Origin of the sequence: Chitinophaga sp. LS1 (genome assembly GCF_034274695.1) — a bacterium.
In the GTDB taxonomy this organism is placed as follows: domain Bacteria; phylum Bacteroidota; class Bacteroidia; order Chitinophagales; family Chitinophagaceae; genus Chitinophaga.
Genome location: NZ_CP128362.1, coordinates 3,789,320 through 3,815,276, shown reverse-complemented (window position 1 = coordinate 3,815,276; position 25,957 = coordinate 3,789,320). Strand labels below are relative to the sequence as shown.

Genomic DNA, 25,957 nt, shown 5'->3' with positions numbered 1-25,957 from the left:
AGTTTAATTGCCCATCAGGTACTTTCTCAAAATGTCATTCTTCGATAAGATCTCAGACACACCAAAGCTGAGCAGGTAAGTCACAATAATGGATCCCAATGTCAGCGCCAGTCCCTGTACAGGATGATGGATGAGCTGCATGCCTGTTTTAATCCCTTCCAGAAACACACCGTGTATCAGGTAAATGCCCATTGAATTTCTGGACAATGCCATCATACCCGGATAACTACCATTTATCTGGAATAGCAGCAATGGAAACAACACCGCTACAAAAGCCAATCCTGTCAATACATGTGGCATAAACAGCTGTGCAAAAAACAACGCCACCGCCCATATCGGTACCAGTATGTGTAAGCTGGTGCCATACTTCTCCTTCACCTTTTCATAGTTGATGTAAAACAACATCCCTATCGATGCTGAAATCAGTGAAGGCACGAAGTACAACAGGATATGCCTGGTGAACCAATCGGCCTGTTTGATATCAGCAGGTGTATACCATAACACAATAGCAGATATGCACACAATACAGAAGATGACCACATTTGCTATCTTCCGGTTTCGCACAGCCACATTCAATAAAGGAAAGAACAGGAGACTGAGGTAGAAAAGGTTTGGCAGGTACCACAACTGGTAAGAACTGCCTTTGAACACGAACGTCTCTATCCACTTCATTTCAAAAGGCTCGTGTATAAACCTTGCTTTAAATATTCTAATACCCAGGTAAATCAGTGTCCACAAAAAGAAAGGAATCATCAGTCGCTGGATGCGGGTCACCAGCATTTCTCTAAAGTTTCGGCGACCCTTTCCGATGATCTGCCAGGCAAAGAGGAACATTGAAATAGCGATAAATACCGGTACCGCATAAGCATTCAACGGGTTCAACTTTTTCGTCAAGATACTGCCGGCACAGCCATGTATCCATACAACACTAAAAGCGGCGATAGGTCTGATAAAATCAAACCCCGTAATGTGCTGCCTGTCGTTCATGTGCGGGGGTTGTGTCTTTTGATTTAATAATATCACTTACATCGAATCCATATATTTGCCTGCTGCCTTCATGAATGGAATCAAACGCTACCATGGTACCGTCTCCTTTCCATCTTGGGTGCAGATCACAGTGCAGACCACTGCGCGTGAAAGCCATCTGCTGAGGAGAGAATGCTTTCAACACCGTCTTTTCCACACCTTGCAGGTATGGCATAGATTTATCTAGGTCAGGCTGCTGATCCAGCATTTTATAAGTGCCAAGATCTATGCGTTGCTGTGTACTGTATTGGAATAAAAACAAGGTGCGGATACCTTCGCTGTTGGGATAGGTATCACAGATCATCCAATCCCTGTTAGCAGGACAGAACATCGGATGCCCATCTTCAGTAATTACATCCTTTGCAAGCAAAGAGTGCGGCGCACCTTCTGTATCTGAAAACAACAACCAGTTGAAACCTGGATTACTGTTCACACCTGGCTTAGGTTTATATAAGATCTTCTTGATTATTTTTTTCGCCCGGCCTACCAAACCAGTTGGAAGCATGCGATATAACAATGAACTACGCAGTTTTTCCACACTACTACCTGTACGTCCCCATATAGCAATATGGTTATCATCCTGCCAGTCAAAGTGGCTCAGAAAACCGGTTGCCAGACAATGCAGTTCAGAGCCATCCGTATTGATAGTCATGAGGCGCGTGGTCTCACCACCATCTTTCAGTTTATATCTGTGCAAAAAGCAAACACGTGTCTGTGAAGGGTTTAGTAACAAGTGGGTGAAGTAATGGTTATTCCCCAGGTTCGCATTCATCTGGTAGTTCGCTACCTCTGCTACAGAGATGATGATCTCTTCTTCCCCTGTGTATACATTGTGCTTCACGATACCAGAATCTGCAGGTGCATCTTCACCTGCATATGCATCAGGCAAACCGGTGTAACCATAACCACCTACTCTGAACAACCGCGCATAGTCCAGACCAAACGCCCAGCCATCATCTGTAATCACATGGGTAGGAAATTCCAATGGTGTACATTCACCTGTCTTTGTATTATAGATTTTAGAACGCCATGCATGATTGATCTTATCATTTACAATGAAGAGATCTGATTTACCAATCCACTGCTGGCGTGCACCCTGTGGATAATTGTATGCATAAGTCTCTCCCATTTTATGATACTTTCCTTCCTTGTCCAGGTACCCGATATCACACGGTACATCAGGATTTGGCGGTGTTAGCATATCATCGATCCTTAATGCGAGTAATTTATCGCCAGCATAGTTCCATGCGATCAGATCATGGAAACCGAAATAAAAGTTTCCTTCTCCCTTAGAAAGTAAAACAGCTTTATGCATACATCGGTTCTTTTTGTAGTATCCAGTTGGAAAATTCACGGGAACGGGTTGTCCAGCTATGCGCTGTAACGTCCAATGGCACACGCTCCAGCTGCTGCCGGACAAGCCCCGTAATCAACTCTGCCAGGGAACCCGGCTGAGTATTGTCGAAGTAGTACCCTTCGTTACCAAATATCTCTTTCGGCTCACCAATATTGCAGGTGAATACCGGTTTATGAAAAGGAATGTACATGTAGATCTTGCTGGGACAACGTGCCCAATCCTGTACCGTATTGTTCAATGGAGAGATGAATGCATCTGCCAGTTCGAAGTAGGAACTCAGCATGGTTTCAGGTACATAACCCAGGAACTCAATGTATTCTTCAAGACCATTCGCTTTCACATATGCCTTCGCTTCATCCAGATGCCGGCCTCTACCCAGCAGCAATAACTTGATATTGGGTGTTTCTTTCACTGCTTCCTTCACTGCTTCCAGCATGGTGAACAGACCATAGTTCTTTGTCATTGTTCCCATATAGATGAGCACCGTTTTCCCTGCATACTTTGCCTGCAGTTCATCGAGGTGCAGCCTGGGAGCGTCAATCACTTCTGTACTGTAAGCATATGGAGAGTACAGCACAGACAAGCTACGACGCATAAATTGTTTAGATCTCTTACGATAGAAAGTTTCGAGATAACGGCTGGCACAAATCAGTTTATCTGCATATACCACAGACAGTGATTCGATAAAGTGTGCCATGATCTTCTTCAATCCCTTATTATCAGGAATACCTGATTGTAGTTCAGAGTGTTCAATCACCATCTGTGGGTTGAAGCCCAGTGCGCTTTTTCGTATCCAGTTACGGAATCCAAATGAGCAGAAATAAATATAATCAGGACGAATCTCCTTTAGCAGCATAATTTTTTGTTCCACCTCACCATTCATGTTGGCTGGTTTATAAAAATATACAGCTACATCAGGGCCACACTCTATGCTGGCTCTTTCCCTGTTCTCAGCACAGTCCATCGCAATGATGGAGACCTCCCATCCCAGATCAGCTAATGGATTGGCCATTCCCAGGGCGCGCTTCATAGTAGCTATCGTCGTGATATCCCCCGTTGTCAGGAAGCAGATCTTCTTCTTCATCGTCTTCTTCGTTTTGTATTGAATGGTAAATGGTAAGTATAAATCCGATTATCAATGGCAGCGTATTTCGGATATGTGGCAAAGGTGAAAATGGGAATACCCAGAGTAGCTGAACCGTAAAGTATACAAGGATCGGGTAGTAAGGTGTCTCCATAGCCCGCTCATTCATGATGAGTGAAAACGCCCGTTTCATGACCAACCAGAAGATGTAGAAAATACAGAGAAATGCAATGATACCTCCATACAACCAAGCCCCCAATAATATAGAGTGACTGGGTATCACACCGCTGTTATTAAGTGCCTCCATACGACTCCTGTCTCTGTCAAGATCTTTAAACATCAGACTGCGGTAATGATTGTTCTCATCTACTGCCCAGGAGCCATGTCCCAGCCAGGGTGCATCTTTTATAGCTTCGATGGCTACAAAAAATTCCCCGCGCCCCTGTCCGATCAAAGCAAATGGATTGTAAGGATTATCTGCTTGTGACAGCTGATCATCGGCATGCTTACCACCAAATTCACCAGACAATACCGCATTTACATAAAATATATACAGGATCTGGAAAAAAATGCCCACAAAAATGGTTAAGCCAATTTTCCTCGCTAGAGTCATATGCATAAGTACCCTGCGGAAGTGAATGATCAATCCTCCAAAAAGGAAGAACATCCCGTTCGAACGAAAGTCCAGTGCCACATTTGTAAGTCCATAAGCCATAATAATGGCTACGGTGAGTACATCCTTTCGCTTATTATACGTGTAAAACGTAATGATTAAAATAATATAGTTGGTAATTGGTGCAATCCTGAACTTAAATACCGAATAGTCCTCCATCATAGAAGAGGTATCCTGCTCCAGACTCGAACTGCCAAAGAGAATCAACCTGACCACCTCGGCACACATAAAGGCGATAATGATCCGGGGCGTATCGTCGAACATCCTGAACATAAACGTAAAAACCACTAGAGATACCCCAATCGCCGCCCAACCTCTTAGCATATTGTTCACGCTATTGTTGTTAATCACATCGCTCAACATTTGTATGGCCAGGAATATCAGCAAAGCTCCCTGTATTCTTTTCACGTCAGGATTATTGCGGTATAACTGACGGATACGGCTAAAAGAAAGAGAATTGAGACCTGCATATATCTCACTCATAATTAGCGTACCCACAAATGACATCTGCACAGAACTGAGCAGAGAGTACAATACGATTTTTATATTCGATTTGTTCCTGGATAAATTCATGCGCTGATTATGCTTTTATATAATTCAGTTACTTCCTGTGCATATCGTTCCCATGTATGGCCGGTACGAATCGTTTCTGCAGCATTGAGTCCCATTTCTTTTCTCAGTGCCGGTACTGCGCTTAGTTGCAGGATAGCAGCTGCCAGTGCATCGGCGTTATCATCGGGAATTAAAAAACCGTTTTCCATGTGTGTTACCGGCGCCCCGCTGTTTACAGTGGTGATTACCGGTAGTCCTGCTGCCATCGCCTCTTTCACAGATTGTGCAGCGCCCTCTACATATGTCGGAAAAATATACAGATCGCTCTTTGCGAGAAATGTCTTCAGCTGATCCTGTGGCATGGAACCATGCAGGGTGATACCCGGATGATTCCTGAACCAATCCGGAATAGCCAGTTCGTTCGATACATTACCAATCACATCCAGTGTGAAAGGAAAATCTTTTTGAATAAGTTGTTCGATAGCGGATACTATCAGGTGAGCACCTTTGCGTACACCGAAGTTGCCTGTGAACACCAGGCGGATCGTACCTGACTCATAAGATCGTTTTAGTGAATGAAAGCTCTCATCAATACCCAGGTGAATCACTTTGATCTTATCAGCAGCAAAACCCTGTGCAACAAAAGTGTCTTTCACATAGTCTGAATTTACCAGCACCACATCTGCCTCTTCACAATCTTTCAACACATTGTTCCAGAAGCCATCAGAGATATTGATGAATTTTGATTCTTTACTTTCGCTTAGTAGTTTGTCCAGCTGTCTTTTGATCTCGCTGGGGTGTGCAATGCTGTGGTCTACTACCACCTTCATACCTTGTGCACGGGCCTTTTCAATAGCGCCTGCGCGGCCTGCGCCGCTGCGTACATGAAAGATCTGGCTGTTGCGGATGTACTTTTTTGATTCTGTACCAAACGCTTTCCATCCCATTCTTGCCGCTTTATCTCTCGTTAAAACCTTCTTTCCGGTGAGGATAAAAAGAAACTGGATATAAAATTCAGAGAAGCTGCATGTGCGGATTTGCTCTCTCGGGAATCCTTTAGGAGAGCGTTTTCGCAAACCGTAGGCCAGATTACTCCGGCCTACCAGCTTGCCCATGACATTAATAAATTTGTCTGGAAAGTTCTTCCCAGGTACCCAACCTGTAATCACTTCCACATCTACTCCCTGCTCTTTGATGGCAATGGCGGACTGTATCAGATGCAACCTGCCCTGTCCTGTCGAAATAATAATCTTCATATTTGATTTAGTTCCTTGTGAGCAAGCGTTTAACTCCGTTGACAACGGGGAATTTTTCGAACAGTAATCTTTTGATCTCTGCAAATGTATCTGGCATAGCAAGGTATATACCACCCGTATAAAATCCTGAACCGACCACAGAAATAAGGATCATGGCTGTGACCGGGTTAGCACCCAGATAAAGGAATCTGAAGAAATACCAACAACTACCATAGCAAAGCATCGCTAAAGGAATCGGTATCACAAATACCTGCACTGTTTCTTTCCAGGTACCACCCAAAAGTTTAAAACCATTGTATAACCAGATTGGACTAATAAATATATAAAAAATCGATACGCCTGCAGCCGTGCCATGCACCCCCCAAAGCAGTGTACCAGATAAAACCAGAATCACCATGACAATCAGTCCATAAAAGGATTGCCTAGCCATACCGGCAAACATCCCTTTTAGCCTGTAGGGTGTAGACCAGAGCCATGCTACCGCACGAAAAGCCATACCTACAGACAGTATTTCTACCAATGAAATGGTCTGTACCCATTTTGCAGAGAGAAACACCTGAACGATCCAGTAAGCAGTAGCTCCCTGCCAGATGGCGAATGCTGCACCAAATACAGACAGATAAGTCACACTTTTTTTGAACATATCCTTGGCTCGCTGGCTATCTTTAATCGAAGCCAGGCTTGGAAACAATACACTGGGCAGGTTATTGGCCACAAAGCCAATAACCTGTATCGACAAGCTAAAAGCCATATAATAAATACCTACTATTGCCTTACTCACCCAAAGCCCCAGTACGATATAGTCTGCCTGATCCATGACCCGCTGTACAATAGAATTTATTAGCGACCAGGAGCTGCTTACGGTAAGGTACTTCCAGCGGCGCAGGTGTATATTAAAATGAATCTTCAGGTGTGTAACACGGTATTTTACAATCAAAAAGATAATTGAAACAACAAGTGGTGGTATGACAAAACTGTATACCCCAAAACCCATATAAGCCAGTGCTACCGTCATAAACATCGTCAGCACAGTCTCCATGATCCGGATTACCGAGAGCGTTTTGAAATCTAACTCTATGCGCAACTTGGTCAATGGAATTACACTCAGTGCGTCTAACGGTGTAGTCAATGCATAGAAAGCTACCAGAACGAAAATGTTATGATCCTTGTACACCAGACTTCCAACATAACCCAGCACCAGCAAAAAAATACAGGAAACAAATCCGAATACCCATGAGATGCCAAAGGATAAAGGAAGCCAGTTGGTGAAGGCCCTTTGCCGTCTGATCAATACATCGTTCAACCCAAACTGCTGAATGATCAGACCAATGCTGGTGACGGTGTACACCAGACTGATAAGACCAAACTGCGCCGGCTCCAGCATCCATGCCAAAACAATCTGACCTAAGATGGAGGTTAACTTTGTTGCTCCTGTCTGCATCAGCATCCAGCTGATGCTGTTAAATACATGTGTTCCGGAAAGATTCGTTTTGCTCAAAACTAAATAGATGACTTAATGAATGAAGATAATTTCTCCGCTTCTGAATCAATGATATCAAGATTAGGATACATGATGCCATTGTTCTGCTTATGATCAAAGCCTAGTCTGTTAAAAATACCCGCCCTCAGACTATTGGTCAGCAATCGGGCAGGCTTACCAAAGGCGAGACTTACTGCACAGGAATGTACCCTGTCTGATACCGTGAAGTCTGCCGATTTATACAAGGCCAGGTAAGAAAGCAGATTATAGCTCAAAAACGAATTAGGTAATGCAAAATTGATATGATTAAACTTTGTAGACACTTCCTGGTTAACTCTGACAATCTTATGTTCCTTTACAGCTTCCTGCACAGGTCGAAAGCGGTTCAGGTGGCGGCTAAAACGGTGATTGAGTCCCCAAAATGTCTTTTTACGCTCCAGCTCTAAGTTCGTTATTTCCACCTCTCCATTTACTTTGTAGACCGGTTCCAGTTCCCTGTAAAAACTGCTGATAAAAAATTTGAAATTTTTATCCAGTGTATCTACAGGCAACATTTTATTCACCAGGAAAGCGGTGCATATACCGTTGTAAGAATTCTTTATATAATCTTTAAACTTCAGATAAGTATCCTGGTCCCGGGATGATAAGAACAACGGCGGATATTTTTGAAAAAATTCTCCCGTTTCAGTGTGCAAAGAATCAGAGATACCTGCACTTGATACACTAACAAGTGCATACTGCTCCCCTTTTTCTTTGATCTGTTTGATCTTATCTTTATAATTGGTCAGTATCTGGCGAATTATAGGACCTGAAAAAATATGCAGATCAGCAAATTGATGATTCATCATATGAAGGGCATTCTTTCTTTGCCAGTCACTCTTCGGGCGAAATGCTCTGAAGATAGGCCCCTCTTCCATTAATACATTGGCTTCCGGATACAGTTTTTTAATTAATACAAAAAGTGCACTCTGGTAAAACCCATCACCGATGTTATTCCAGGTAGAATTTTCAACTAAAATTTTCATATAGATAGATATTTATTTCACCATCGCCGGCATAACTTCCGGGTGGTTGATTAGAACGCGCTTAAAGGTTGACATAAAAGGTTTTTCAGGGAAACAATGTAAAGCATATGCCAACAAGTGTGACAATAGCAACAGCCGACCTAACAATACAAAGGTTTTTGATATAACCATTGTTAGTTTGCAGTAATATTCAGTTCACTAAAAAAAAATGCTACAATAAATTATAATAGTAACATAGATTATCAAGTATACCGTCAGTAAAACAGATCAAATAAAAAAGTTGTATATCGAGTCCAAACCTGCACATAGACATACCTAATGCAAATGCTTTGCCGATCACACCATACGCATTCCCCACCTGCCTGAAACTCTCCCCTCCCTCCCACAGCAGCCAGGGGGCAGGCCCTGTAGCAACGTACAGAGCTGCCAGCCCACGAAAGCCATCGAGAAAGGAAAGATTGGTCTTTACCGGTAATAGCTTCGCCACATATATTTATTAACCGATGAGATGTTCAAATTGTGCAACAGAATCTTTGCGGAACAGCTCAACATCGGCAGCTACCATTTCTTTTACCAGTTCAGGCAGGTCATATTTAGGGTGCCAGTCCAGTTTTGTCTGTGCTTTGGTTGGATCACCGATCAGTAATTCTACTTCTGTAGGACGGAAGTACTTCGCATCTACTGCTACTACTTCTTTACCGATTGGCAACACAAATTCCTTATTACGGCAGGCAGTTACAATCGCCACTTCTTTTTCACCCTTGCCGGAGAATGCCAGTTCGATACCCAGTTCGTTGAAAGCCATTTTCACAAAATCACGTACAGGTGTAGTAATACCCGTTGCGATCACATAGTCTTCAGGGGTATCCTGTTGCAGTATCCTCCACATCGCATCTACATAATCTTTTGCGTGCCCCCAGTCCCGGCGTGCATCCAGGTTACCGAGGTACATTTTGTCCTGCTGACCGAGTGCAATCGCAGCTACACCACGGGTGATCTTGCGGGTTACGAAGGTTTCGCCACGCAGCGGACTTTCGTGGTTGAAAAGGATACCATTGCAGGCGAACATGCCATAGGCTTCACGATAGTTCACCGTGATCCAGTAAGCATATAGTTTTGCTACTGCATATGGGCTACGTGGGTAGAAAGGTGTTGATTCGCGCTGAGGCACCTCCTGCACCAGACCATATAGTTCTGAGGTGCTGGCCTGGTACACGCGGGTCTTTTTGTCCAGCTTCAGGATGCGGAGTGCTTCGAGAATACGAAGGGTACCGATACCATCAGCGTTAGCAGTATATTCAGGGGTGTCAAAGCTTACTTTTACATGGCTCATAGCAGCCAGGTTGTAGATCTCGTCAGGTTGCGTTTCCTGGATGATGCGAATCAGGTTAGTGCTGTCGGTCATATCGCCGTAGTGCAGTTTGAAACGCACGTTCGGATCGTGGGGATCCTGATACAGGTGGTCGATTCTATCCGTGTTGATAAGGGAAGCACGGCGTTTGATACCATGTACCATGTATCCTTTTTCTAATAAAAATTCTGACAGGTAGGCGCCGTCTTGTCCGTTAACACCGGTAATTAAGGCCACTTTCATATTATATAGTTTTTAAAGAATTAAAGCTTTTATTTAGTAATAAATTCGATCTCTGTCGGCTGTGCTGTTCCAATACCGTAAGCCACTATTCCTTTCTTCTTCAAATAAGGCAAGTCATAAATATTCCTTCCGTCAAACACCACAATCCCCTTCATCTTATTCCAATCCGGCAACCTGAAATCATTCCACTCCGTCACCAGTACTACCGCATCCACACCTTCCACCGCATGGTACATATCTTCGCACCATATCACCGTATCGCCCAATGTCTTTCTTGCTTCTTCCATTGCCACAGGGTCAAATACTCTTACTATGGCACCCGCTTCCAGCAAGGCATTGATCAGCACGATACTTGCTGCTTCACGCATATCGTCCGTACCGGGTTTAAATGATAAGCCCCAGATACCGAATACGACCCCTTTCAAATCACCATCATAATGATTTGAGATCTTGTCGAACATCACCAGCTTCTGATCATTATTCACCGCTTCCACCGCTTCAAGTATGCGCAGTGTATGCCCATAATCTTTACCGGTTTTCACCAGTGCTTTCACATCTTTTGGGAAACAGCTACCACCATATCCAATACCAGGATAAATAAAGCTGGTACCAATACGTGCATCAGAGCCAATCCCTTTTCTTACCATGTTTACATCTGCGCCAACAAGGTCACAGAGGTTAGCAATATCATTGATAAAAGAAATTTTCGTTGCCAGCATCGCATTCGCTGCATACTTTGTCATTTCTGCAGATGCGATGTCCATGAAAATGATCGGTCTTCCATTCAGTAAAAAAGGTCTGTACAGTTGTTCCAGTATCTCTTTACTCTTACCACTGTTCACTCCCACCACGATCCTGTCAGGTTTCAGAAAATCCTGCACCGCAGCTCCTTCTTTCAGGAACTCAGGATTAGAAGCCACATCATAATCAAGGAGTTCATCGCGGTTAAGTACAGCCTGTTTGATCTCCCTGTTTACTTTCACCGCCGTACCTACAGGTACAGTAGATTTTGTCACCACTACGAGATAGTCAGTCATAGACTGTCCTATTTCTTTCGCAACCTGCAATACATATTTCAGATCTGCACTACCATCTTCACCCGGAGGCGTGCCTACTGCTATAAATGCAACGGCAGCACCCGGAATCACCGCTGCCAGGTCAGTACTAAAAGACAGTCTGCCATTGGCTACATTGCGGGTCACAAGTTCTTCCAGTCCAGGTTCATAGATGGGAAGAATACCACGATCGAGGTTCCTGATTTTTGTTTCATTCACATCCACACACACTACTTCTGTTCCTACTTCTGCCAGGCATGCGCCGGTCACCAACCCGACATATCCTGTGCCTATTACGATTACTTTCATCAGTTTACATTGATTAACATTGTGAGCAATAAAAAAACTCAGCTAACGGCCATATGACGTTTCCTGAGGAAATCCGCGTATGCTTGTACTAATCCTTCTTTCAGTTCAGTCGTGTGTTTCCATCCCAGGCTATGCAGTTTGGAAACATTCATCAGTTTACGTGGAGTGCCATCAGGTTTTGATGGATCAAATACAATTTTGCCATCATAACATACTACTTCTTTCACCGTTTCAGCCAGTTCTTTGATGCTCAGGTCTTCGCCGGTGCCAATGTTGACCAGTTCTTTGCCATCGTAGTGCAGCATCAGGTATACACAGGCAGCAGCCAGGTCATCGGCAAACAAAAACTCACGACGTGGGGTACCGCTACCCCATACAGTTACACTGTTCTTGCCCGCTTCTTTTGCTTCGTGGAAGCGGCGGATCAGGGCAGGTAAAACATGTGAGTTTTCAGGATGATAGTTATCACCGATGCCATACAGATTTGTGGGCATCACACTGATATAATTACAACCGTATTGATCACGGTAAGCTTCGCAGAGTTTGATACCTGCTATCTTGGCGATGGCATATGGTTCGTTCGTCATTTCGAGGGGTCCTGTAAGCAGACTATCTTCTGTGAGTGGCTGTGGGGCCATCTTCGGATAGATGCAGGAGCTACCCAGGAATTGCAGTTTTTTCACACCGTGTTTGTAAGCAGCATGAATAATGTTGGCTTCCATCATCAGGTTATCGTACAGGAATTCTGCACGGTAAGTGTTGTTCGCATAGATACCACCCACTTTTGCAGCTGCGAGGAATACGTAATCAGGTCGTTCGCTTTCAAAAAACTCATCTACAGCGGCCTGGTTACGCAGGTCCAGGTCAACGGAGCTACGGGTGAGCAGGTTGTTGTAACCTAAAGTCTGCAATCTTTTTTTGATTGCACCGCCTACCATGCCGCGGTGACCTGCTATATATATTTTATCGTTTAGTTGCATAGTATTGATTTAAAGTAATTCAGGTCTGTTTTCTTTTACCCACTGGTGCAGTTGTTTCACTTCCTGGCCTTTCCCTTTTTGCAGAATCAGCAGGGCTTCAGGCGTGTTCACCACTACTACATTTTCCACGCCTACGAGAGCAACCAGCTTATCTTTGCCAAGGACCATGCTGTTCACAGGGTCGCTCTGGATAAAGACAGCCTGGTGATTGCTGTACTGGTAGTGTTTGGCAAGTGCATCTGCGAGTGCTTCATATCCCCCTACGTCACTCCATTCCATTGTACTGGGTACCACTTTTACAATATTGCTTTTCTCAAGTACTGCATAGTCAATACTGTCAGCAGGAATTGCTTCCATGGTAGATAGCCGGATGCGGCCTGTTTCCAGGTATTCAGCAGCAGCAATGGCAGCAGCAGTGTAAATAGCTGGAGCATATTGTTGCAGCTGTTCCAGCAATACACCTGCTTTTCCACAGAAGATGCCGCTGTTCCAGAGGTAATCACCACTGTTGAGCATTGCTTCGGCAGTTACGATATCCGGTTTTTCAGTAAATCGTACTACATCGTAAGCATCGTATTGTATATACCCATAGCCTGTTTCAGGATAGGTAGGCTGTAGCCCGATAGTTACGAGGTGATTGTCAGCAGCCAGTTTCTCTGCCATGAACACGTTCTGGGCATAGATATCTGGCGTACCAATCAGGTGATCCGCTGGTGTAATGAGGAGAATTGTTTCCGGATCGGCGATGAAGGCAGCTAAAGCTATGGCAGCAGCGGTATTTCTACCTACAGGTTCAGCAATCCAGCGTGCATGTGCAGCACCGGAATTTTGCAGCTGATCTGCAACGGTAGTAATCTGTTGCTCATTTACAATGGCCAGTACACTGTCGCAGGCAAACGCATTGCGTTGCCAGGTCAGTTGCAGGAGGCTCTGGCCGTCAAATAACGGCAATAGTTGTTTAGGCGTCTGTTTGTTAGACAGCGGCCAGAGGCGGGTACCAGACCCACCACAAAGGAGAATATGTTGCATGGAGAGGGAGTTAAAGCGAAACGTTAGAAGGCTGTTGCCTGAATTGATTGCTGTTGAGAAGCACCAGTTCGCTTTTCCTGACAGTAGCGGTAAGGGCAAATCCCATGCTGTATAATACAGCTTTCACCGTATTTTTTCCTGACTCCACTACCCTGCCACGCTGATGCATGAGTGGGCCAGCAGTGATCTGGATATGGTCGTTCTGATGAATTGGAAAACTTTCTACTTCTACATTGTCATATTCATGCAGAAAACGCTTGATCAGATCAATCTCATGCTCAGGAATACAAGCTGGTTTACCCAGCCAGTATACGAAGTTTACAATACCCGCCGTTTCACGCACGGTCGTTTTCATCGTCTCTGGAATACGAACAAATACATAAGATTTAAAAAGCGGCTCTTCCACCACTTTTTTACGGTCACTCCACTGATGAGTAACTCTGTTGATGGGACAATAGGTTTCGACCTGTTTACGAATCAATGACTCTGCAACTTTCTTTTCCCATCTAGGTTTGGTATACACTGCATACCAGAAATTCTGACTCTTTTCCATGGGAATGGTTTTAACGGTTAAAAAATCGAAAATGCATTTGGGGGGGAATTTATAAAGACAGGGGGGGGCATGGTCTTTTGATCAGAAGGCATGGCTTCGCCTCCTCAGTCCCATGAGTGTCTTGATGGATGTCTCTAAATGTTGATCTGTATAGGATCAGAACGTTCTGGTGTGTGTAACGCAGCTTATTTAAAAAGCCGGCTTAATCCTTTCTTCTTTATTGAACCGTTCTGATGTTCGTCGGTATAACCATAGCCATAACCATTGCCATAACCATAGCCGTAACCATTGGCATAACCATAGGAGTAACCTGGTATACCCCGCATTTTGATACCATTGAATACAATATTCAGTTTACCAAGTTCCTGCGAATGATAAAATTCGTCGATCATTTTTAAGTGGAACTTAGGCGTGCGCTGGTGGCGTACCACAAACAAGGTTGCATCTGTAAATGGTGCCAGCAGGCGGGCATCTGTTACCGGACCTACCGGAGCGGTGTCGATAATGATATAATCAAAAGTGGCACTAAGCGAAGCTAACAACTGTTCCAGCCTGCCATTCAGGATCAACTCGGCAGGATTCGGAGGAACCACCCCGGATGAAAGCATATAGAAATACTCATTCCCTTCTAAGGGTTTCTTCAGAATATCACCGATTACCGCCTGATCGATCAGGTAATTGGTGATACCGGGCGTATGTGGTACATTCAGCATCTTACTTACCTTGGGCTTGCGCAGGTCAAATTCCAGCAACACAACCTTCTTTTTCATCAAAGAGAGGCTTATAGCCAGGTTGATGGCAATAAAGCTCTTTCCCTCACCTGATATGGAAGAAGTAATCATAATGGTCTTATTTGCCCCGTTAATGCCTACATAGTTGAGGGATGTACGCAGGGCACGGAATTGTTCCGCTACTGCCGTACGTCGACCATCAGTGATGGCAATCGGATGGGCTTTGTCGTCCTGCATGATTTCGCCCAGTATCGGTGCACTTGTAGCCTTTTCGATGTCAGCACGGAACAATACTTCCCTGTTAAATATATCTTTGACAGATATAAATCCGGCTACCACAGCCAAACCTCCTAATACTGCAAGACCAAGTATCATTGACCTTCTTGGACTGAACGGGAAGGAATCAGCTTCTGCCGCATCTACGATACGGCTGTCTGAAATAGCCGCAGCATATTGTAGGGCAGTTTCTTCTCTCTTTTCCAGCAAGAATGTGTAAATGTTATTTTTGATCACCTGCTGACGACTGATGGACAACAGTGCTCTTTCTTTGCTGGGTACTGTTCTGAGAATGCTGCTATACTTCACATTATCTATCATCAGCTTTTGCTTGCCTGCTTCCAGGTTTGCACGCAGACTGCGCACATTTTCCAGGATGGCAGGTGTCAGCTTCTTTTTCTGATCCTGCAAACTGGATAACAGCGGGCTATTTTCACCCGTCGTCTTCTTCAGACGTGCGAGCTGCATTTCGATTTCGGAAAGCCGGTTCACAAGTTCCAGCAACACAGGATCTGTTAAACCAAATGTAGCCGGTACCATATTTTCATCTTCTTTTCTGCCCTTTACATAATCTTCGATTGAATTTAAAACGGACAACTGCATGTTTGCTTCTGTCAGTTTAGTATCATTCTCCTTTACACTCTCCAGGAACATCTTACTTTGTTCACTGATATCGACCAAACCCTCATTCGTTTTGAACTTTTCGATTTCACCTTCTACCTGCCCCAGCTCATTGGTCACGATCCGAAGGCGTTCTTCTACAAATGCCATGGTTTTAGCACTCATCCTATTCTTATCACCGATGGCTGCAGCATCGTATACCTTCATCAATTCATTCAGCACAGCTTCGCCCCTGGCAGGTACCACATCATTGTATTCCAGACTGATCACGTTCGCTTGTTTATTAGCCTGTCCTACTTTGAGATTAGCTATCATTTGTAAAGTAAGTACTTTATCTCCGGAGACATGCAAAAAATAATTGTGCCTGACATCATCTTTCACATTGCCAGGCAGGAAAACCATCCTACCCCATTGTGTTTGAACGGTGTCACCCATGTGATAGGTAATATTACCTATAGACACCTGTTGGGTAGCATCATTTACTTTGAGCGGCAACTTTCTGTTCTCAAGTGGCGCTATATGATCTGGTTCCAGAAATAACATTCTCACGGGTGTCTGGTGATAGACTACCACATCCCTGATCTTGCCATCATCTACTACTTCGCCATAAAGATTCAGGTGCTGAATTACTTGTCTTGCAAGTGTTTTAGACTTAAGTATTTCGATTTCATTATCTATTTGCTTACCCGATCCGAAGATATCCAGAGAAGAAAGCACTGAGCCATCCATACCCTTCGTATCATCTTTTATGAGCAATGCAGCTGTCACTTTGTATACAGGAGTAGCATATCTCAGGTATACAAAGGCACCTGCAAACGCAATCAGACCAGCAAGCACAAATAATGGCCAGTAAGGCTGATAACGGCTCCTAATCAGATCCAGCAGATCAGTCTGATCTTCCTGCTGTTTACGAATATCTGTTTTCTTTCTTTGCATGTAATTCAGCCAACTATTTAATAAAAAATGGGGTTAATAAGTACATTACACTCAGCAAGACCAATCTAATCTCGTCACATGGTTTTCCGATAAATCATGTCGATATATTTTTATATTCTAATTAAAGACTAACCGATCTAAAATAATTACCACCAGTGAGAGACTACTAAGGACAATCGGTATTATCTGCCGCGCCGTATTGGTGCTTGCCACCTTGGCCTTATTAGGTTCCACATACACTACATCGTTAGAGTGCAGGTAATAATAAGGCGATGATAAAAGTGACCGGTCATTCAGGTTGAGCCTTTTCACAGTTCTGGTCCCATCATCACTTTCACGAATCAGCATTACGTTCTCTTTCTTCCCGAATACCGTAATATCGCCTGCTAATCCCAGTGCTTCGAGAATAGTGACCCTCTCACTTCCAACGTTTACTACCTGAGGCCTGGCGACCTCGCCTATAATGGTTACACGATAATTTAAAAACCGAACACTCACCACCGGGTCTACGAGCAATTTACGTTCCGTGAGTTGATCCCGTATTGATTTTGACAGCTGGGCCTTGGTTAGACCTGTGACTTTCACCTGGCCCAATACGGGATATTGTATATACCCTGAATCGTCTACTAAAAATCCGGTTGCCTGAGGGCCGCTGCTGGCGACCCCTCCCACTGCGGCCATACTTGGCGTGTTGTAGATAACTGCATCCTCCACGTTCATTGAGCTAACCGTGATTTGCAGAATGTCATTTTTCTGAATAACCGGCTCAAGATTTCCTTTTATGGGTGCCAATACAGTGTCAGGTAAGTCATGAAAATATACTGACTGCTTTGTACTAACACAAGACATAAAGAAACAGCAGATAAGTACCGGAAAAAAAAATCGGGGTAAATAATCCTTACATAAAAACATTGTTCCAATTTATTATTTGAAGGTTTTTTCTTCCGTGCTTTCCGTAGGACAATATTAGTTTATCATGTCCTACAGCAATATTACTTACTAGAGTATAATTCGATGATATACCCAAAACGTGCCTACTTATGATAGTAGTGCTTATTCAAGCCACACGATTTATCATGCGAAAAACTGATTTGAACAAAATCCTGCAAAACCTACAAATAAAAAGGATATACAAAGACTTTTCGACCAGATTTTTGAAATCAACTCCGATTTTGTAGCAACATTCAGCTTTTGATATACTTTTTTGAGATGTTGGTTGACAGTAAAGACAGTTACAAACAACTTGTCTGCCATCTCCTTATATGAGTAGCCCTCTTTGAGCAACGCGAGTAGTTCATATTCCCGCTTTGTCAGCTTGTGTCTTATATCTTCTAAGGGATCTTTATTAATATGGTTAATCAACAAATGTGCTGCTTTGGGTGACAATGTGCTTCCCTCACTGATGGCATCTAATATTGAATGATAGATTTCCATCAGACGACTGGTCTTAATGATATATCCATTAGCACCTTTTCGAATCGACTCTATAACATAATGCTTTCCATCATGCCCTGATAAGACGATGATTTTAGCGTCAGGATATATACGGCGCAATTCATGCATGCCCTGTATACCCGACTCTCCTGGCAGCGAAATGTCTAGAAGAATGACATTGACATCTGCTTCTTTAAAGGAAAGCTCTCTGAACTCCTCCATTGATTTACAAGCAAAGATAACTTTACACTCTTGAAAATCTTCGAGAAACTCCCGGTAATTATTCAATTGGAAATAGTTATCCTCTATAATTCCGATGTTGATCATAGGTGATTAATTAACTTGGTTTTTTTTTCAATATGACATGGTCTAATACATTTTATATGAACAAAAATGATTCCAGAATATTTGTGTCGGATATGAATTTTTAATTAATGATTAAACAGAACTTTATACATTACTCTTAATCTTCCACTATTCTACTGTAGCTATTTTAAAAAAATCTATGTGTCTATTTTAATAACATCCTGTGACAAAAAATTGTTCAATCCAATATTACAGGCAAATTATGACTAATCTCTTTTAAAACACAATTCAACTTTAAAATTAGGGGGTAATTACCTATCTTGTTTTAGAAAGATGATTTCAAAGACACGAAATTGTGATTAATATATCATTAATTTCCATGTAAACAATTTTCTACAGATCGTGTATACCACATTTCATCAATTGCACGTTAACCATAAACAAATGAAAAATATAGATACTACTTCATCTAATGATGTTGCGAACTTACTTAATAACGCAAGCAATATTATTGCTATTACATCGCATGAATTTAAAACACCGCTGACAGCTATATCCGCATCAGTAGAACTATTGGCTGCAAGACTACATAGCAACCAACAAATGGATGCCTTCTATGAGAAAAATTTATCACGTATCACCACCGAAATTTTCCGCCTCAATAATATGCTGGATGAGATGCTTACCATCAATACCATTATGTCCGGTCGTATGACTCTGAATAAACAAATCATAGATGTTGTTCAATTGCTCATAACATTGCGATCAAATTACTTTGCAGATCCGGAAGATACCCGTAGCTTCGAACTTATTGTTAGCGGTATACCGCAGTGCATTTATGCTGATTACAATCAGCTGAACAGAATTTTTGTGAACCTCGTGAGCAATGCGTTTAAATTTTCAAGAGAGAAAGCCCCGGTAGTTGAAGTCGATTTCGAACATCACCAGGTAGTGATCAGGATCATAGACGATGGTATTGGGATTCCTGCAGATGATCTGCCGCAACTTTTTCAACCTTTTTTCAGGGCGAGTAATGTAAATGAGATAGGAGGTACTGGGTTGGGGCTATCAATTGTTAAAACTTTTGTACAGGAAAATAATGGCACTATTACTGTAAATAGTGTTGCTGGTGAAGGCAGTACATTCACACTTACTTTTCTATATTATTCTGATTCTCTATAGAGAAAAGCTATGCAACATACCATCTTATTGATAGAGGATAAACCAGGTTTGAGAGATACAATACAAAGCCTGCTGGAACTACATCAGTATCAGGTCATCACCGCCGGTAACGGGGAAGAAGGCATTCACATGGCCACTGAACACCTGCCTGACCTGGTGATCAGTGATATTTATATGCCTGTCTTGAATGGTTATCAGTTACTGGAAGCCTTTCGGGCGCATGAACAACTACGCTATATACCTGTCATCATCCTGAGCGCAAGATCCGCCACTGAAGAAGTAAGCCTGGCCATTGAAAAGGGCGCATCGGCCTATATTAACAAACCGTTCCTGTTTGCCAATCTGAATGCCAGTATCCAGCAACTGTTACAAACCACTAGCGGATCAGCACCACTGACCCTCTGAACTCTTTATGTTCATTATTCCCGTCATCGAAGGTGCAGACATATGCAAATGCCTGCTGATCCTGTATGATACCTTTTACACTTCCATCCCACCCTGCCTGCGGATCATTGGTACGAAATACCAGGCCTCCCCAGCGGTTGTATACACTTAGTTCATAATGAGAGAGTAAATCGTATACTTTGGGTTTGAACAGGTCATTGTTACCATCACCATTCGGACTGAAGGCAGTCGGCATGACCACAATACAGTTATGCAAGGGTGAAGTGATATTAGCACTCCCACCAATCTCACAACCATTGGCATCTGCTACCTCATATATATAGTGCCCTGCTCTCAGTGAGTATAAAACGCTGTCCTGCTGCCAGGTGCCACCTTCTATCCGGTATTTGTAAGGCTGTGTGCCGCCTTCAATCTGTAAAGCTATTTTTCCATCCTGTGTTTCACCACAACTACAGGGTTTTACTGTTATTTCTTTCAATACAAGTGGTTCGGGGTCGCGCAGCAACGCCGTGAGGGTATCGGTACAGATCTGTCCATCCTTTACATACACCTGGTACCTGCCTTCATCTAACCCTGTAAATACCGAATCGCCTACAGGTGTATTATCATCCAATACAAACCGGTAAGGAGGCATACCACCTGAAACGGATACATGAATTTCTGCATTGTGACGACCGTTACAGGTAGATGGAATTGTTGTGAGTGTCGTAGTCAGGTCAGACATGCCCACTGTAACAGTGCCTCCCCCCGTCGCACCATTTTCGGCGGTGACGACTACCGTATATTCACCGGGTGGTAATTGATTTACCCTGGCCGTTGTGTAATTGCCCGGTGTCCAGAGATAGGTATAAGTAGTACCATAATCTACCGGCGTGACCTGTATAGTACCCGTACTGGCATTGTTACAACTCGGCGTAGCCGACAGTGTAGTCTTTATCACCTGCCGGATGTTGGAGAAGTTATCAATCAGAACAGCTGTACCAATATCACTCTTTGTGCAGGTCTGTGACGGATCTGCCCAGATGGATATATATTTATAATTAGCTGTTGGCTCAAGTATGGCATAATACCGGCTCCAGGTCGTATCTGTAAACGGACCGGACGACCAGAGTCGCTGTGCGGTATCCCTGGGACTATTGCCTCCATAAATGGTAAGGTTACCATTGCAGGCAGCCTGCAGGTATTTTGGTGAATAGGCCAGGTCTACAGAGATAACATAGGCCAGTCCTTTCTGCAATGGAGCGGCGAGTAACTGTGCAAGCCCCTCCCTGTAAGCAGGGCCGCTATGCAGGCCAGTATAAGCTTTACCATCGGAGGGCCGCTTAAAAATGTTGAGCGGGCCGGGTAATACATCAGGTGTGTTTGACGCCGCTATCCAACCGGTAGGCACACTATCCCTTCCAATATTTCCTTCCATTGACGGGTTATTCAGCTCAATTACCTGGGCACTGGCAATCTGATGCATACAAACATTCAATGTTAAGACACACAAAACACGGGTGATCACACGCACTATATGGATATAGCGGTGTGTTACCCGTATTCTTGTAAATACAGGCAATGACATAGGATACGATTTTTAAATAACGGATGAAAAGCCAACAACATTCTATGCCCGTGGTATTGGAGCAAGGAATCATTCATTTTCATAGGTAGGGATTCAGAAATTGGGAGGTGATCCCAATTTCTGAATCCTTTATAAGGTTTATTGGCTATTGCATTCTCAGGTAAAACAAATATACAATATATTTAAATAAAATATATATTAAGAAGTGATTTTCTTGAACTGACGAGATTGTTAGAATTCCCTTGTTTGAGTAATACAGCAAATATAGCATAGCTTTCAGGCTATCCCGTAGGTAAAAAATATATGATCCGCCTATAAGCCGTAGATATCCCGCCCCTTTATAGATGCGGGATATCTACGGCTTATAGACGGGTTATAGGCGGCTTATAGGCGGGTTATCCCTCAGAAAGCCATATAGAAACCTTGTACAGACATACCTTCTCAGCGATACATATTAAATAAACGTAAAACCAGACCTTTAACTTTTCGCTTCCCCCTATTTTTGATAAATTGCAAACAGAGGCACCTATGCCAGGCCTGAAAGTAAGTATGAAGAAACAGACACAGTCCATAACAAGCACTTACTTCATCTCCCTGATCAAATCATGGTTACAGGGTACCAAAACACGACCTGAAATCATCTCAGAAACTGCAGATGTTTTGCATTTAAGTAATATCGCATCAACCGACGTTACTTATCAGCTTATCAGCATTGCCAGGGAAATGAATGAAGATTTTTACACAGATATCGTTACCCACATCAATTACGATGCGGATACGGTTCCTACACGCGCAGGACTGATACACCATCTCAGTGCCCTGCTGGCGGAAGAAATTACACTGGGGGAATTAGTTGAATGGGCTACCTGGACCAATATCGGCGAAGATGAGCTGAGTGCAGGTCTCTTTGAAGATTTTACAGTGGAGTATTTCTGCCTGGATTTCCTCCGGGCCAATAACGCTGTTTTCTCGCCTCATATGTGCAGGCGGGTATTAGAAATTCTGCAATATCCAGGCGCTTCGCCTACGCAACAGAAGATCGCCTTAACATTATTACCAGATCATGAACTGGATGATTTTAAGGAGTTTTTATCGAAGTATTCTCAACATCCACCCTCAATAACTTTACTAGACCTGTACCTCATGGAAAAGTTTGGAATGGATCACGAGAGCTTCCCATATATGCAGGAACTCAGTACACCAGGAACAGGAACAGCAACTTTATTGAATAGGGTACAATTAATCAACATTTAACTAACCATAAGGCTACATCCCCTTAAAGCAGAATTATCCAGTCTCCCTAATACTTCGAAAGTGCCATGCTCATGCAAGCGGCCTATATCTTCTGTTGCTATAAAGGAACAGGAATAGATATTCGCAAGGTCGATTACATTGATCACGCCGGCAGCTTTTTCAGTATAGAGCTGGAAGGGGTCATTTTCATCCCTGACCAGTACTTTCATCCATGGCGGGATGTTGAACAAACCCTGTCCATAACTGTATGCCTGGGAGAGTAACTCAGTCATCCCATATTCTGCATGGATCTGGCTGCACCCCAGTCGTTCCTTCAGGAAAACGTGTACCTGGTCGCGGGTCCATTCTTCTCTCCTGCCTTTCATACCACCGGTTTCCATGACGATGGTATTTTTCAGTTGCAGGGCATATTGCTCTGCAAAGTCCAGCAGACCAAAGGTGACACCGATCAGCAGGGTTTTCTGACCACGGGCTTCCAGTTCCTGGAGCTGGCGATATAATTTATCGTGTTCGTACAGGTAAAAACCGCTGGCGGGATGACCGCTGCGCTGTACCATATTCTGTACCATGTAAACGAGGGAGGAGTGCTTTCTTTCCAGATAAGAAGGCAGCAGGCCGACAACCACGAAATCCGTAACCGGACCGTAGAACCGCTCGAAAGCCGTGAGGAAGCTCTGCTCGTAGATAGCCGCTTCTTTCACCAAATGACGACTGTTGATCGTCTGGGTGGTACCACTGCTTTCAAAGATCAGCTGGGGTTCAAAAGTGCCACAGGTAACCTGGTGGGTTTTGAAGAACTGAATAGGGAGGAAAGGAATTTGCGCCAGAGAGCGGACATTGCCCGGTTGAATGTGCAAAGCATCTGTATAAGCACGATATAATGCATTTTCACGATACTGAAAACGAAAGGTCTCAAGGGACAACGCTTCCAGGTCCGACCCGTCTGAAGAAAATATTGCTGCTGTAGAAATGCCACTCATATACACTGATTAGTAAAACCACACAAAGTTAGGGGGAAAGACGTAACAAAAAATGAATATTGGACGTTATTACAATCGGAACGCATTCCTACCGGATGCAAAACCCCTGTTTTGGGGCATAATCCGTTAAGGAGAGCAACTCCGTATATTAGCAAGAGTTAAAAAAATAATGTAGGTTTGTTATATGAAGAAAATAGCTTTTTTATCCCTCTTCTCTTTACTGGCTATCAACGCCTGTAAAAAAGATTCCCTGGGTACGAAACCAGTGATTACGTTTAAATCATATTCTTCTTCCCCCGTATCCGCATCTACCGGTATGGACGTGACTTTCGACGTCTCAGACGGAGACGGAGACATTGAAAACACCTTCAATTTTGCCGCTATATACGACACCGCTCCTGAGGATACCGCCTTTGACGGAAGGCCAATGCCAAGTCTGGATGCGCACAAGGGTACCAAACTGACAGCTGAGGTGATCCTTCACCTGACTGCGACCGACTTCCCGCAAATCGGGGCGAACCCGGTCGCAAAGGATAGCGTACATTACCTGGTATATATTCAGGATGATGCCGGTAATTACAGCGATACCATTGTGACACCTAAAGTACAGGTGGTCTACGAATAATAGTTCAATATCTTTTTATATACCTTTTTAAAAAAACGCTTTTGCCTGTGGCAAAAGCGTTTTTTTTGTTTTTTTCCCCGATATTTAGTGTTCGCGCGTTATTTAACACCTTGATACAATGGACAAAACCACGGAACTCCAAAACAAAATAGCCGAAGCTATGCTCGGCGGAGGCGAAGCCCGTATCGCCTCGCAGCATAAAAAAGGAAAACTTACAGCCCGTGAGAGATTACAATTACTGATGGATGAAGGTTCTTTTGAAGAACTGGATATGTTTGTACATAATCGCAACCGTGGTCTGACCACCGACCAGGAAATTTTTCCGGGAGATGGCGTAGTCACCGGTTTTGGTACGATCAATGGCCGTCTCGTTTATGTTTTTTCACAGGATTTTACTGTTTATGGGGGGAGCCTTTCTGAACCCCATGCCCGCAAGATCTGTAAGATCATGGACCTGGCTATGCAGAATGGTGCCCCTGTAATTGGTTTGAATGATAGTGGCGGTGCACGCATACAGGAAGGGGTCGTGAGCCTGGGCGGCTATGCAGATATCTTTTATCGCAATACCCGGGCCTCGGGTGTGATACCACAGATTTCGGCCATCATGGGACCCTGTGCCGGCGGCGCTGTATATTCCCCTGCTATTACCGATTTTATACTGATGGTGGAACAGACTTCTTATATGTTCGTAACAGGACCTAATGTGGTAAAGACCGTTACACATGAGGAAGTCACTTCTGAAGAACTGGGTGGTGCACATACCCATGCATCGAAAAGCGGTGTGACACACTTTAGCTGCGCCAATGAAGTGGAATGTATTCAGAACATCCGGCAACTACTTACTTATGTACCGCAGAATTGTGAAGAAGATGCACCGAAGTATCCTTATACACCTGCAGATGAAAAGAGAGTAGCGCTGAATACCATCATTCCTCCAAACAGTAATCAGCCTTATGATATGAAGGACGTGATCGCTGAAGTGACGGATACGGATAGCTTTTTTGAAGTACATGCGAATTATGCAGAGAATATAATAGTAGGCTTTGCCCGTATTGCAGGTAGAAGTATTGGTATTGTGGCCAACCAGCCGGCACACCTGGCGGGGGTACTGGATATAAAGGCTTCGGTAAAGGGAGCCCGTTTTACCCGCTTTTGTGATGCGTTTAATATTCCATTGCTGGTGCTGGTAGATGTACCCGGATTTCTGCCCGGAACAGATCAGGAGTGGAATGGGATCATTACCAACGGGGCAAAACTACTCTTTGCACTCAGCGAAGCCACCGTACCCAAAATTACGGTAACTACCCGCAAAGCTTATGGTGGTGCCTATTGTGTGATGAACTCTAAGCATATCGGGGCCGACCTCAACTTTGCTTTTCCACAGGCAGAGATTGCAGTGATGGGACCAAAGGGAGCGGTAGAGATTATTTATAAAAAAGAAATTGATACAGCACCAGATCCTGAAGCAAGGATGAACGAACTGGTTGCAGAGTATACAGAACGGTTTGCCAATCCTTATTTAGCAGCCGAGAAAGGATACATAGATGAGGTAATAATGCCGGAACAGACAAGGATCAAGCTGATCAAAGGGTTTGCGATGTTAGAGAATAAAGTGGTGACGCTGCCACGCAAAAAACATGGAAATATTCCATTGTGATTGCTGTAAA

At 43.7% G+C, this 25,957-nt stretch carries 23 protein-coding genes; 5 read left to right on the top strand and 18 right to left on the bottom strand.

Annotated elements, in window-relative coordinates:
* Positions 1 to 3: 3 nt before the first annotated feature.
* The 16 genes from QQL36_RS15800 to QQL36_RS15725 form a co-directional block, all read right to left on the bottom strand.
* Positions 4 to 987 carry an acyltransferase gene (locus QQL36_RS15800; protein WP_321570229.1) on the bottom strand — a complete coding sequence of 328 codons (984 nt, stop codon included), beginning with the start codon at positions 985 to 987 and terminating at the stop codon, positions 4 to 6.
* Positions 956 to 2,341, bottom strand: a complete 1,386-nt coding sequence (locus QQL36_RS15795) for a hypothetical protein (protein ID WP_321570228.1) — start codon at positions 2,339 to 2,341, stop codon at positions 956 to 958. The genes QQL36_RS15800 and QQL36_RS15795 overlap by 32 nt, the downstream gene beginning before the upstream one ends.
* Entirely contained in the window at positions 2,334 to 3,467 is a 1,134-nt protein-coding gene (locus QQL36_RS15790; RefSeq protein ID WP_321570227.1) for a glycosyltransferase family 4 protein, read from the bottom strand. Before QQL36_RS15790 ends, QQL36_RS15795 begins: the two co-directional genes overlap by 8 nt.
* Positions 3,376 to 4,623 carry a hypothetical protein gene (locus tag QQL36_RS15785; protein WP_321570226.1) on the bottom strand — a complete coding sequence of 416 codons (1,248 nt, stop codon included), beginning with the start codon at positions 4,621 to 4,623 and terminating at the stop codon, positions 3,376 to 3,378. The genes QQL36_RS15790 and QQL36_RS15785 overlap by 92 nt, the downstream gene beginning before the upstream one ends.
* An 86-nt stretch (positions 4,624 to 4,709) precedes the next feature.
* A complete protein-coding gene (locus QQL36_RS15780) occupies positions 4,710 to 5,948 on the bottom strand; it encodes a glycosyltransferase family 4 protein (protein WP_321570225.1) in 1,239 nt (412 codons plus the stop codon).
* 7 nt (positions 5,949 to 5,955) lie between these two features.
* A complete protein-coding gene (locus QQL36_RS15775) occupies positions 5,956 to 7,446 on the bottom strand; it encodes an oligosaccharide flippase family protein (RefSeq protein WP_321570224.1) in 1,491 nt (496 codons plus the stop codon).
* 2 nt (positions 7,447 to 7,448) lie between these two features.
* The gene (locus QQL36_RS15770; protein WP_083722776.1) at positions 7,449 to 8,453 is read right to left on the bottom strand and encodes a polysaccharide pyruvyl transferase family protein; all 1,005 of its coding nucleotides are present in this window, start codon (positions 8,451 to 8,453) and stop codon (positions 7,449 to 7,451) included.
* Between the two features lie 211 nt (positions 8,454 to 8,664).
* Positions 8,665 to 8,940 (bottom strand): hypothetical protein, encoded by a 276-nt coding sequence (locus tag QQL36_RS15765; RefSeq protein WP_321570223.1) that lies wholly within the window; start codon positions 8,938 to 8,940, stop codon positions 8,665 to 8,667.
* Positions 8,941 to 8,949: 9 nt separating this feature from the next.
* On the bottom strand, positions 8,950 to 10,047 hold the full coding sequence (gene gmd / locus QQL36_RS15760) for a GDP-mannose 4,6-dehydratase (RefSeq protein WP_321570222.1): 1,098 nt from the start codon (positions 10,045 to 10,047) through the stop codon (positions 8,950 to 8,952).
* A 29-nt stretch (positions 10,048 to 10,076) separates the two neighbouring features.
* Positions 10,077 to 11,411 (bottom strand): UDP-glucose dehydrogenase family protein, encoded by a 1,335-nt coding sequence (locus tag QQL36_RS15755; protein WP_083722779.1) that lies wholly within the window; start codon positions 11,409 to 11,411, stop codon positions 10,077 to 10,079.
* Between the two features lie 38 nt (positions 11,412 to 11,449).
* The gene (fcl, locus tag QQL36_RS15750) at positions 11,450 to 12,391 is read right to left on the bottom strand and encodes a GDP-L-fucose synthase (RefSeq protein ID WP_321570221.1); all 942 of its coding nucleotides are present in this window, start codon (positions 12,389 to 12,391) and stop codon (positions 11,450 to 11,452) included.
* 9 nt (positions 12,392 to 12,400) lie between these two features.
* Entirely contained in the window at positions 12,401 to 13,420 is a 1,020-nt protein-coding gene (locus tag QQL36_RS15745) for a mannose-1-phosphate guanylyltransferase (RefSeq protein ID WP_321570220.1), read from the bottom strand.
* Between the two features lie 10 nt (positions 13,421 to 13,430).
* Entirely contained in the window at positions 13,431 to 13,973 is a 543-nt protein-coding gene (locus QQL36_RS15740) for a UpxY family transcription antiterminator (RefSeq protein WP_321570219.1), read from the bottom strand.
* A 185-nt stretch (positions 13,974 to 14,158) separates the two neighbouring features.
* Positions 14,159 to 16,537, bottom strand: coding sequence for a polysaccharide biosynthesis tyrosine autokinase (locus tag QQL36_RS15735; RefSeq protein WP_321570218.1), 2,379 nt, complete (start codon positions 16,535 to 16,537; stop codon positions 14,159 to 14,161).
* A gap of 117 nt (positions 16,538 to 16,654) precedes the next feature.
* A complete protein-coding gene (locus QQL36_RS15730) occupies positions 16,655 to 17,386 on the bottom strand; it encodes a polysaccharide biosynthesis/export family protein (protein WP_321570217.1) in 732 nt (243 codons plus the stop codon).
* A 225-nt stretch (positions 17,387 to 17,611) separates the two neighbouring features.
* Positions 17,612 to 18,298 (bottom strand): response regulator transcription factor, encoded by a 687-nt coding sequence (locus tag QQL36_RS15725; protein WP_321570216.1) that lies wholly within the window; start codon positions 18,296 to 18,298, stop codon positions 17,612 to 17,614.
* 423 nt (positions 18,299 to 18,721) lie between these two features.
* Here QQL36_RS15725 and QQL36_RS15720 point away from each other — a divergent pair, with 423 nt between their 5' ends.
* Together QQL36_RS15720 and QQL36_RS15715 are read left to right on the top strand one after the other, a co-directional pair.
* Positions 18,722 to 19,459 carry a HAMP domain-containing sensor histidine kinase gene (locus QQL36_RS15720; RefSeq protein WP_321570215.1) on the top strand — a complete coding sequence of 246 codons (738 nt, stop codon included), beginning with the start codon at positions 18,722 to 18,724 and terminating at the stop codon, positions 19,457 to 19,459.
* 9 nt (positions 19,460 to 19,468) lie between these two features.
* Positions 19,469 to 19,864, top strand: coding sequence for a response regulator (locus QQL36_RS15715; RefSeq protein ID WP_083722787.1), 396 nt, complete (start codon positions 19,469 to 19,471; stop codon positions 19,862 to 19,864).
* Here the strand turns inward: QQL36_RS15715 and QQL36_RS15710 are convergent.
* The gene (locus QQL36_RS15710) at positions 19,836 to 21,431 is read right to left on the bottom strand and encodes a gliding motility-associated C-terminal domain-containing protein (protein ID WP_321570214.1); all 1,596 of its coding nucleotides are present in this window, start codon (positions 21,429 to 21,431) and stop codon (positions 19,836 to 19,838) included. The two genes, QQL36_RS15715 and QQL36_RS15710, sit on opposite strands and share 29 nt — an antisense overlap.
* A 528-nt stretch (positions 21,432 to 21,959) precedes the next feature.
* On the opposite strand from QQL36_RS15710, the gene QQL36_RS15705 reads away from it, so the two are divergent.
* Positions 21,960 to 22,685, top strand: a complete 726-nt coding sequence (locus QQL36_RS15705) for a hypothetical protein (RefSeq protein ID WP_083722789.1) — start codon at positions 21,960 to 21,962, stop codon at positions 22,683 to 22,685.
* Here the strand turns inward: QQL36_RS15705 and QQL36_RS15700 are convergent.
* Positions 22,682 to 23,665: an acyl transferase gene (locus QQL36_RS15700; RefSeq protein ID WP_321570213.1), complete on the bottom strand. Its 984-nt coding sequence runs from the start codon at positions 23,663 to 23,665 to the stop codon at positions 22,682 to 22,684. The two genes, QQL36_RS15705 and QQL36_RS15700, sit on opposite strands and share 4 nt — an antisense overlap.
* Positions 23,666 to 23,849: 184 nt before the next feature.
* On the opposite strand from QQL36_RS15700, the gene QQL36_RS15695 reads away from it, so the two are divergent.
* On the top strand, positions 23,850 to 24,290 hold the full coding sequence (locus tag QQL36_RS15695) for a hypothetical protein (RefSeq protein ID WP_083722791.1): 441 nt from the start codon (positions 23,850 to 23,852) through the stop codon (positions 24,288 to 24,290).
* Positions 24,291 to 24,408: 118 nt separating this feature from the next.
* Positions 24,409 to 25,947: an acyl-CoA carboxylase subunit beta gene (locus QQL36_RS15690; protein ID WP_321570212.1), complete on the top strand. Its 1,539-nt coding sequence runs from the start codon at positions 24,409 to 24,411 to the stop codon at positions 25,945 to 25,947.
* The last annotated feature ends 10 nt before the right edge of the window (positions 25,948 to 25,957 follow it).

Excerpts from the sequence above, each read along its gene's own strand:
- QQL36_RS15800 (WP_321570229.1), bottom strand. The coding sequence starts at position 987 with ATGAACGACAGGCAGCACATTACGGGGTTTGATTTTATCAGACCTATC.
- QQL36_RS15795 (WP_321570228.1), bottom strand. The coding sequence starts at position 2,341 with ATGCATAAAGCTGTTTTACTTTCTAAGGGAGAAGGAAACTTTTATTTC.
- QQL36_RS15790 (WP_321570227.1), bottom strand. The coding sequence starts at position 3,467 with ATGAAGAAGAAGATCTGCTTCCTGACAACGGGGGATATCACGACGATA.
- QQL36_RS15785 (WP_321570226.1), bottom strand. The coding sequence starts at position 4,623 with ATGAGTGAGATATATGCAGGTCTCAATTCTCTTTCTTTTAGCCGTATC.
- QQL36_RS15780 (WP_321570225.1), bottom strand. The coding sequence starts at position 5,948 with ATGAAGATTATTATTTCGACAGGACAGGGCAGGTTGCATCTGATACAG.
- QQL36_RS15770 (WP_083722776.1), bottom strand. The coding sequence starts at position 8,453 with ATGAAAATTTTAGTTGAAAATTCTACCTGGAATAACATCGGTGATGGG.
- gmd (WP_321570222.1), bottom strand. The coding sequence starts at position 10,047 with ATGAAAGTGGCCTTAATTACCGGTGTTAACGGACAAGACGGCGCCTAC.
- QQL36_RS15755 (WP_083722779.1), bottom strand. The coding sequence starts at position 11,411 with ATGAAAGTAATCGTAATAGGCACAGGATATGTCGGGTTGGTGACCGGC.
- fcl (WP_321570221.1), bottom strand. The coding sequence starts at position 12,391 with ATGCAACTAAACGATAAAATATATATAGCAGGTCACCGCGGCATGGTA.
- QQL36_RS15745 (WP_321570220.1), bottom strand. The coding sequence starts at position 13,420 with ATGCAACATATTCTCCTTTGTGGTGGGTCTGGTACCCGCCTCTGGCCG.
- QQL36_RS15740 (WP_321570219.1), bottom strand. The coding sequence starts at position 13,973 with ATGGAAAAGAGTCAGAATTTCTGGTATGCAGTGTATACCAAACCTAGA.
- QQL36_RS15735 (WP_321570218.1), bottom strand. The coding sequence starts at position 16,537 with ATGCAAAGAAAGAAAACAGATATTCGTAAACAGCAGGAAGATCAGACT.
- QQL36_RS15730 (WP_321570217.1), bottom strand. The coding sequence starts at position 17,386 with ATGTCTTGTGTTAGTACAAAGCAGTCAGTATATTTTCATGACTTACCT.
- QQL36_RS15725 (WP_321570216.1), bottom strand. The coding sequence starts at position 18,298 with ATGATCAACATCGGAATTATAGAGGATAACTATTTCCAATTGAATAAT.
- QQL36_RS15720 (WP_321570215.1), top strand. The coding sequence starts at position 18,722 with ATGAAAAATATAGATACTACTTCATCTAATGATGTTGCGAACTTACTT.
- QQL36_RS15715 (WP_083722787.1), top strand. The coding sequence starts at position 19,469 with ATGCAACATACCATCTTATTGATAGAGGATAAACCAGGTTTGAGAGAT.
- QQL36_RS15710 (WP_321570214.1), bottom strand. The coding sequence starts at position 21,431 with ATGTCATTGCCTGTATTTACAAGAATACGGGTAACACACCGCTATATC.
- QQL36_RS15705 (WP_083722789.1), top strand. The coding sequence starts at position 21,960 with ATGCCAGGCCTGAAAGTAAGTATGAAGAAACAGACACAGTCCATAACA.
- QQL36_RS15700 (WP_321570213.1), bottom strand. The coding sequence starts at position 23,665 with ATGAGTGGCATTTCTACAGCAGCAATATTTTCTTCAGACGGGTCGGAC.
- QQL36_RS15695 (WP_083722791.1), top strand. The coding sequence starts at position 23,850 with ATGAAGAAAATAGCTTTTTTATCCCTCTTCTCTTTACTGGCTATCAAC.
- QQL36_RS15690 (WP_321570212.1), top strand. The coding sequence starts at position 24,409 with ATGGACAAAACCACGGAACTCCAAAACAAAATAGCCGAAGCTATGCTC.